Origin of the sequence: Moorena sp. SIO4G3 (genome assembly GCF_010692305.1) — a bacterium.
Classification (GTDB): Bacteria; Cyanobacteriota; Cyanobacteriia; order Cyanobacteriales; family Coleofasciculaceae; genus Moorena; species Moorena producens_A.
Map to the genome: position 1 here is coordinate 1 of NZ_JAAHIG010000462.1, position 6,270 is coordinate 6,270.

General features: G+C 44.3%; 3 protein-coding genes, 18 tRNA genes and 1 pseudogene. 1 reads left to right on the top strand and 21 read right to left on the bottom strand.

The window, feature by feature from the left end; all coding sequences use genetic code 11:
* Positions 1–177 precede the first annotated feature (177 nt).
* From F6J99_RS39945 to F6J99_RS40045, 21 genes are all read right to left on the bottom strand, one after another.
* Positions 178–495, bottom strand: coding sequence for a hypothetical protein (locus tag F6J99_RS39945; protein WP_293121714.1), 318 nt, complete (start codon positions 493–495; stop codon positions 178–180).
* Positions 496–992: 497 nt separating this feature from the next.
* Positions 993–1,064, bottom strand: a tRNA-Lys gene (locus tag F6J99_RS39950).
* Between the two features lie 8 nt (positions 1,065–1,072).
* Positions 1,073–1,145, bottom strand: a tRNA-Lys gene (locus tag F6J99_RS39955).
* A gap of 631 nt (positions 1,146–1,776) precedes the next feature.
* A tRNA-His gene (locus F6J99_RS39960) sits at positions 1,777–1,850 on the bottom strand.
* Between the two features lie 224 nt (positions 1,851–2,074).
* Positions 2,075–2,551: an NADAR family protein gene (locus tag F6J99_RS39965; RefSeq protein WP_293121716.1), complete on the bottom strand. Its 477-nt coding sequence runs from the start codon at positions 2,549–2,551 to the stop codon at positions 2,075–2,077.
* Between the two features lie 189 nt (positions 2,552–2,740).
* Positions 2,741–2,810: transfer RNA gene (locus F6J99_RS39970), tRNA-Gln, on the bottom strand.
* 54 nt (positions 2,811–2,864) lie between these two features.
* A complete protein-coding gene (locus F6J99_RS39975) occupies positions 2,865–3,500 on the bottom strand; it encodes a hypothetical protein (protein ID WP_293121718.1) in 636 nt (211 codons plus the stop codon).
* A gap of 432 nt (positions 3,501–3,932) precedes the next feature.
* A tRNA-Met gene (locus tag F6J99_RS39980) sits at positions 3,933–4,009 on the bottom strand.
* A gap of 2 nt (positions 4,010–4,011) precedes the next feature.
* A tRNA-Leu gene (locus F6J99_RS39985) sits at positions 4,012–4,085 on the bottom strand.
* A gap of 86 nt (positions 4,086–4,171) precedes the next feature.
* Positions 4,172–4,250: transfer RNA gene (locus tag F6J99_RS39990), tRNA-Leu, on the bottom strand.
* Positions 4,251–4,253: 3 nt separating this feature from the next.
* Positions 4,254–4,327: transfer RNA gene (locus F6J99_RS39995), tRNA-Leu, on the bottom strand.
* A 4-nt stretch (positions 4,328–4,331) separates the two neighbouring features.
* Positions 4,332–4,405 (bottom strand) — tRNA-Pro (locus tag F6J99_RS40000).
* 4 nt (positions 4,406–4,409) lie between these two features.
* Positions 4,410–4,483 (bottom strand) — tRNA-Leu (locus F6J99_RS40005).
* Between the two features lie 104 nt (positions 4,484–4,587).
* A tRNA-Leu gene (locus tag F6J99_RS40010) sits at positions 4,588–4,662 on the bottom strand.
* Positions 4,663–4,758: 96 nt separating this feature from the next.
* Positions 4,759–4,831, bottom strand: a tRNA-Gln gene (locus F6J99_RS40015).
* A 28-nt stretch (positions 4,832–4,859) separates the two neighbouring features.
* Positions 4,860–4,933: transfer RNA gene (locus F6J99_RS40020), tRNA-Phe, on the bottom strand.
* 31 nt (positions 4,934–4,964) lie between these two features.
* A tRNA-Asn gene (locus tag F6J99_RS40025) sits at positions 4,965–5,037 on the bottom strand.
* A 4-nt stretch (positions 5,038–5,041) separates the two neighbouring features.
* Positions 5,042–5,116: transfer RNA gene (locus F6J99_RS40030), tRNA-Glu, on the bottom strand.
* Positions 5,117–5,120: 4 nt separating this feature from the next.
* Positions 5,121–5,191 (bottom strand) — tRNA-Trp (locus F6J99_RS40035).
* Positions 5,192–5,195: 4 nt separating this feature from the next.
* Positions 5,196–5,270 (bottom strand) — tRNA-Met (locus tag F6J99_RS40040).
* A gap of 70 nt (positions 5,271–5,340) precedes the next feature.
* Positions 5,341–5,414, bottom strand: a tRNA-Asp gene (locus F6J99_RS40045).
* Positions 5,415–6,081: 667 nt separating this feature from the next.
* Between F6J99_RS40045 and F6J99_RS40050 the strand changes: the two are divergent.
* Positions 6,082–6,270: pseudogene (locus F6J99_RS40050) on the top strand (urease accessory protein UreF); the annotation flags it as partial.

The window sequence follows — 6,270 nt, forward strand, 5'->3', positions numbered from 1 at the left end:
GTTTTTAGGGAGCAGGGAGCAGGGAGCAGGGAGCAGGGAAGAGGTAAGAAGTAAGAGGGAAGAGGGAAGAGGGAAGAGGGAAGAGGTGAAAAATAATGTGTACCTCATGAGTCCTAGAAACGCTATATCGCAAGGTTGTTTAAAAAATAGGTTTTATAAAAATTATGGATAGTGTCTCTAATTCTTTGATAGTTTACGGCTGATTCGCTTAATATTTCTGGAACGGCTAGCAATGGTAGCTTTCCCTTTACCGATTTGTACAAATACTTTACCAGAGAAAAGATTACTGAGTGCTGGGCGTTGGTAAACTACAAAATCTTCTAGCTTTGATGTTTCCTCAAACCCCATCTCGGTCAGAGCATCCTGGAGAGCAGCGGTAAAAACTTTCTTACTCTTGAATTCTAGGGATACTGTAACGGTTCGATTGAAGTAGGTACCTAATAAACCACCGATTAAGCCAAAAATTACACCGACACTATAGGGCATCCCTGTCACCAGACTTAGCCTCAAAACTTGCGAGGAAAATACAGTGGTAATGAGGGTTGTGCAGGTGAAGTAATACAAAAATGTTATTAATAAACCAGGACCAAGCTGCATAGAAATTTCCTGTGATATTATAACTATACATTTGCCATTAGTTTAAGACATTTTGAATCTGTTTTAACTGTTTTTCCTCTAGCGTTCGCTTTTAGCGGAAGCTTTGCTTCATCGCGCTCTGCTGCCCATCTCTATCTTCCCAGAGAGGTAAATCTCAGTCTCTATCCAGGGATGGATGTTGACATTCCTGGGGTAGTAGTGGGAGTAACATACCTTCGTCTAGCTGATCAACTGCTTCACAGGGGTTGATCAAGTTAGCGATCGCTTGTAAATCCGTTTCACCTGCCTAGGGACCCATGGTCAATGGTTCCGCTAAAAGCTAATAGTTAAATACCTGTTTGTCAAAGATACTGATTCTGCGGTTTAAATGGGTCAATTATTGGGTGAATTATCAATGGGCGGTATAGGAGTCGAACCTATCTAGTACGGATTAAAAATCCGTTGCACAGCCGCTATGCCAACCACCCAGATTCTATGGGAATGACAGGAGTTGAACCTGCAACAATTCGGTTAAGAGCCGACTGCTCTGCCAATTGAGCTACATTCCCATCACAAAAGGAAAACCCCTCTGGGTCGAGTTGAACGACCACAGCTAACATTAGGAGTGTCAGTGCCAGTTCCGCGCTTCAGAGGGAAATCCACCAGGGAGGTACTGCCCCTCCTAGCACTGCGTTATCGAAGGAGAGAGTTTGAGAGGGAAAAGAATACCCCGTCGAATTAGGTCTTGAAGTTACCGTAAGAATAGTGGAGCCTTTCTGGTTGGTCGGCTATGAGAAAAGGGGTTAAAACTTTATTATTAAGGCTCCACTATTCTAAGGTTTCGTCTCCGGGGATGAATTTTCCCAGTGTGGTGTTAATATAAGAAATAAGGGTCTCAAAAAAAAACTGGGTATTGACCCTACCAGCTACCTCCGGTGCGGGGGAAAGTTACGCCCTAGGAGATAACAGCCAATTAGGTTGTGCCTGGGAATCCCCATTCCTGCGACGGATGGGGAAGTTCAACAGCACAGTTCCGCGCTTTTCGCCTTCTGATGGCTAGAGGAAGATGGAGGAATCGAACCCCTACAACATCGCTGCCGTACCACGGTTTTCAAGACCGATTGCCGTCCACTCGGCGGCATCTTCCTTAAGGTGCGCTTGACCCATTAAGAATTAAATTCGCCACGGGTCGCACCTAAGGGTGTCTGACGGGACTTGAACCCGTTATGACTGGTTCCACAAACCAGCGCCGCGACCACTTTGGCTTCAGACACCAAGTTGTTTAAAACAATACAAATTCCTAATTATTAGACTTCGCGGCAGTTGTCGGGAACAGGGAACAGGGAATAGGGAATAGTGGACAAGAATTGACGCAAACAGTATCATAAAAATACTTTTGCAAGATTGTTCATAACATCAAAACTTTTTAGATCTCTTTCCTACTGCTCCGAAGTCCCTGCTCCCTGCTCCCTTTTTCTATAAATCCTCTGTTCACAACTCAAATAAAAATGCTATCGTTAACATCAACTTGCTGGTCACGCAATATTGCCCTGACTGTCATTAAAATCTCTCCTAGCTTGTTTTTACCACTACCATCAGCACCACAACCCCAGTAATAATCTATCGGTGAATTCTCAACAATTACCTGATCACCTGTAGCAAGTAGTAACTGGCGAAGATCACCATGGGTTTCAAATTTTCGTAACACTCCTCGCTGCATAATCTCATCTTTGACTTTTTCCCAATCATCACGAAGAGGATGAGAGCGATCCCGTCCCATTTTTGCTGCTTCCTTTGGTGTTTTTGCGTTACGGATTTTGTCATACCAAGAGGAATCAGTAGTCACAAATTTTTGGGCTTGGAAGAAATGCTCACTAGTCGCCCACCACAATTCATCTAGCTCAAAGCCATGTCGGGAGAAGTTGGAAAAACAACCATAGGGTTTTTGGCGAGTACCGTAAAAATAAATTGTCATAATTGTTGCTGAATAATGAGAATGCTGACCACTCAGCCAGGTGGAAACCTCAAGGTTTTATGGAACCTACAACCATAGTCCCTGGATTTTATCGATGGTTGACTTTTATGGTTTGAAAGTTGACAAGCTAAGGTTTGATGATTGAGGTTTAAGGGTTAACCGTTAACCTTTGACCTTTAAATTTATCCGAAGATGGAGTCGGATTTGAACCAACACTTCATGAACCAAAATCATGTGCCCTACCATGAGCTATCCATCTTACTTAAAAACCATAAATTTAGAGATTTTCGAGTGACCAGCACCTATCACTATTTTAATCGGGAATTTCGATCATTGTCCTGGCATTGCTAATCGAGAGTACTCGATCAACTGTTGACTTGAACTGTTCAATAAAGGTTTGTCGTCTTTCAAGCTCTTCAGCCAGGTTAGTGGGATCGAGTAGTTCAACCCCTTCTCTAGCTAGAAAGCTATCTGCCAAGGATTGATACTTCTGTGAACCAACGGATGCATTCTGTCCTAGCACTTCCAGAGCTAGTTTATCAAGTCTTTCTTTGACTCGTGCTTGTGCCATCTTATAGTGATTCAGGGTTTTAGTATATGCTGACTGCATAGTACCGATAACTGCTTCATAATACATGATAAACATCTTCATCTCAATCGCTTCTGCCACAGTCATCTCTTGGTCAGCAATCGTAACCATTGTAGAAGCATTGGATAAGACAATTACTCTCTTGATCGTCCGCCTTCTGGCAATCAAGGCATCCACTTTTTGCAAAGCCGCTTTAGCTTTTATCTCATAATCTTCTCGTGATTTGAAGCCTGTTGGCACTTGACCGACTTCAACCACAGAAATTAAGGTGTTGTTGTCCAAAGCTGCTCTGGCTGAGTCAATGCGCTTTTGCAGCAAGGTTAACTCTGCTAGAGCATCTGTGACAGTCATAGTTGTCATTTTACCCTCCTTATCTCTTCATTTGTATCTCCTAGCTAATCACTTGTCAACCATGCTGTTAGTTAACTGATAAAGTAGTTTTATTTTATAGGTAAACATAGTATTGATATAAAAAGGGAACAGGGAACAGGGAACAGGGAACAGTAGTAAAGAGCTCTTTTTTTTAAATTATGAACAATTAGCAAGATTGTTCAGGTTCTCTTGATAACTCTTAAAATCAGGAAAATCGTTACTTTTTATTGGTTGTTTGTTACTTGAAAAATTTAAATTTACGAACTCCTTTCAATGATAAGTATTCAACCAGAGATGATAAGCTGATATGCATTTAAATTGGTTATTCCCCGTTCCCTGTTCCCTATTCCCTGTTCCCTTTGAACAATAATGGTATCCCAATCTAAATGCTGAACAGCTTATGACATCATGCCTGCAAATTGGTGGCAGGGGTGAGAGTTGCACTCACTGATTTCCAGGGTATGAACCTGGCGAGCCTACTCTTGCTCCATCCCTGCGATACCCCTGACTGGATTTGAACCAGTAACACCTAGGTTCTAAGCCTAGAGCCTCTGCCAATTGGGCTACAGGGGTTTGGATCCGAGGGGCGGAATTTGCGCTTATGACCGATTGACTGTTGGTCAACTGGACTAAACCAAACTGCGCCACATCTGGATAATTGGTACTCCCGACAGGATTTGAACCTGTAAAAAAACTAGAATCTCGGTCTAGTGCGTCTACCAATTGCGCCACGGGAGCGTATACCCCTGGCAGGATTTGAACCTGCAAGATACTCCTTCTGGGGGAGTGATGTCTACCAATTGCATCACAGGGGTAAAGTCGGGGTGACAGGATTTGAACCTGTGACATCTTGCTCCCAAAGCAAGCGCGCTACCAAACTGCGCTACACCCCGTTAGTACTCCTGGTGGGAGTCGAACCCACAACTGACCGTTTTTAAAACGGTCGCCTCTGCCAATTGGGCTACAGGAGCATATTTGATACCAAGTTGCTATCAAAATTGATTTGAAAAGTTATTTGGGTTGACCTTTACAACTGGTTAAGCTTTAACTATGTTTAAACACAACTTGGTATTAGTACTCCTGGTGAGACTCGAACTCACACGTAGACTATTTTTGAGACAGCCGCCTCTACCAATTGGGCTACAGGAGCATATTTGATACCAAGTGCTATCAAAATTGATTTGAAAAGTTATTTGGTTGTTCGCGTAGCGTGGCCAATAGGCCAAGGTTTACTTTCAACAATAGAATGCCGGAGTTGGACTCGAACCAACTTCTCCGTGATTCAGAGTCACGGCGACTTGCCAATCGTCCATCCGGCATTGAGCACTTGCAATGGCAAGTGACAGCCCCCCAAGGTCGGCATCGAACCGACGACCTCTCGCTTTTCAGGCGAGCGCTCTACCCAACTGAGCTACCGGGGGATACAAAGGAGAAATATGAAACCGCTCCTGACTGCCCTGGCAGGGATCGAACCCGCGACCATCGAGTTAACAGCTCGCTGCTCTTCCAACTGAGCTACAGGGCATTGATCGTGCCGACGGGGTTCGAACCCGCAATCACCTGCTTGAAAGGCACGCGGCTTAACCAAATTTGCCTACGGCACGGGAGCGCGGAGACTGAGATTTGAACTCAGATCAACGGTTTTGGAGACCGTCATGTTGCCAGTTACACCATCTCCGTATGTGGTCGCAGCGGCGGGACTCGAACCCGCACTCTCCTGGTTATGAGCCAGGTGCTCTACCGTTGAGCTACGCTGCTAGGTCACTGATTGGAGTCACTGATTGGAGCAGGATTTGCACCTGCAACCGATAAAAGCGACTGCAAAGAGCGAGGCTGACGGGAATCGAACCCGCGACTTCCTGTTCGACAGACAGGCGCTCTGACCATCTGAGCTACAGCCCCAGGACTTGAGCAGTTTATCCGTTCGACTTTAGATAAATCTCTGGGTTCACTCTGTGGGGAATCAACCCAAGGGTCTATCCCCACGTGATGAGCAAACACAGTTATATCCAAACATGAATCAAAAGGTATGTTACATATTTAGTTGTCAAGGTTCCGTGTAAGCTTTGGGATTCGAGCGTTTTGACTCTTTCCTCTGCGCTATGTTTATATACTACAAAAATACTACAAGCGGTGTCAAGGGTTTGGGCAAACTTTTTTTGGAAATTTTTAGGACTTATGTCGATAGCCCCCAAAAACAATATATGTAGTGTTTTTATATAAAATTACACACTATATGTAGATTTAGGGTGGGTAATTCCTAACTGCCAGAGGGGCAAGAGATGGTTTAACGGATGTAATGGATGACAGGATCGAGCAGATCTCGATCAGGAAATTTGGTTACTCTAGCTTCCCTGTGTTCTCCCTCTTCTCCCTCTTCGGTCTCTTATCCAATCCTGAAGGAGCGTGGGATCCCGATTAGGTATAGCACTACGGATTCAAAGGACATTGATACAAGCAACAAAAGCTGTTGTAGTCAACTTTTGCCTTTTGCCTCTTGCCAATGCCATTGCCCGTAGCACTATATGATGTACAGACAGTGCACTATGGCAATGAGCAACAAGCAAGAATGCATTTAGATCCCCTAGTCCCTAATTCTTTGTTGAATCTTTTGCAACTGGCTAGTCCCGTACTACCAGTGGGTGCTTACGGCTATTCCGAGGGTTTGGAAACGTTAGTTGATATTGGTGTGATTCACAACCAGACTACTCTGCACCAGTGGCTAGAGCATCAACTGTGCTATGGAGCCATTCGATTA

Excerpts from the sequence above, each read along its gene's own strand:
- F6J99_RS39965 (WP_293121716.1), bottom strand. The coding sequence starts at position 2,551 with ATGACAATTTATTTTTACGGTACTCGCCAAAAACCCTATGGTTGTTTT.
- F6J99_RS39975 (WP_293121718.1), bottom strand. The coding sequence starts at position 3,500 with ATGACAACTATGACTGTCACAGATGCTCTAGCAGAGTTAACCTTGCTG.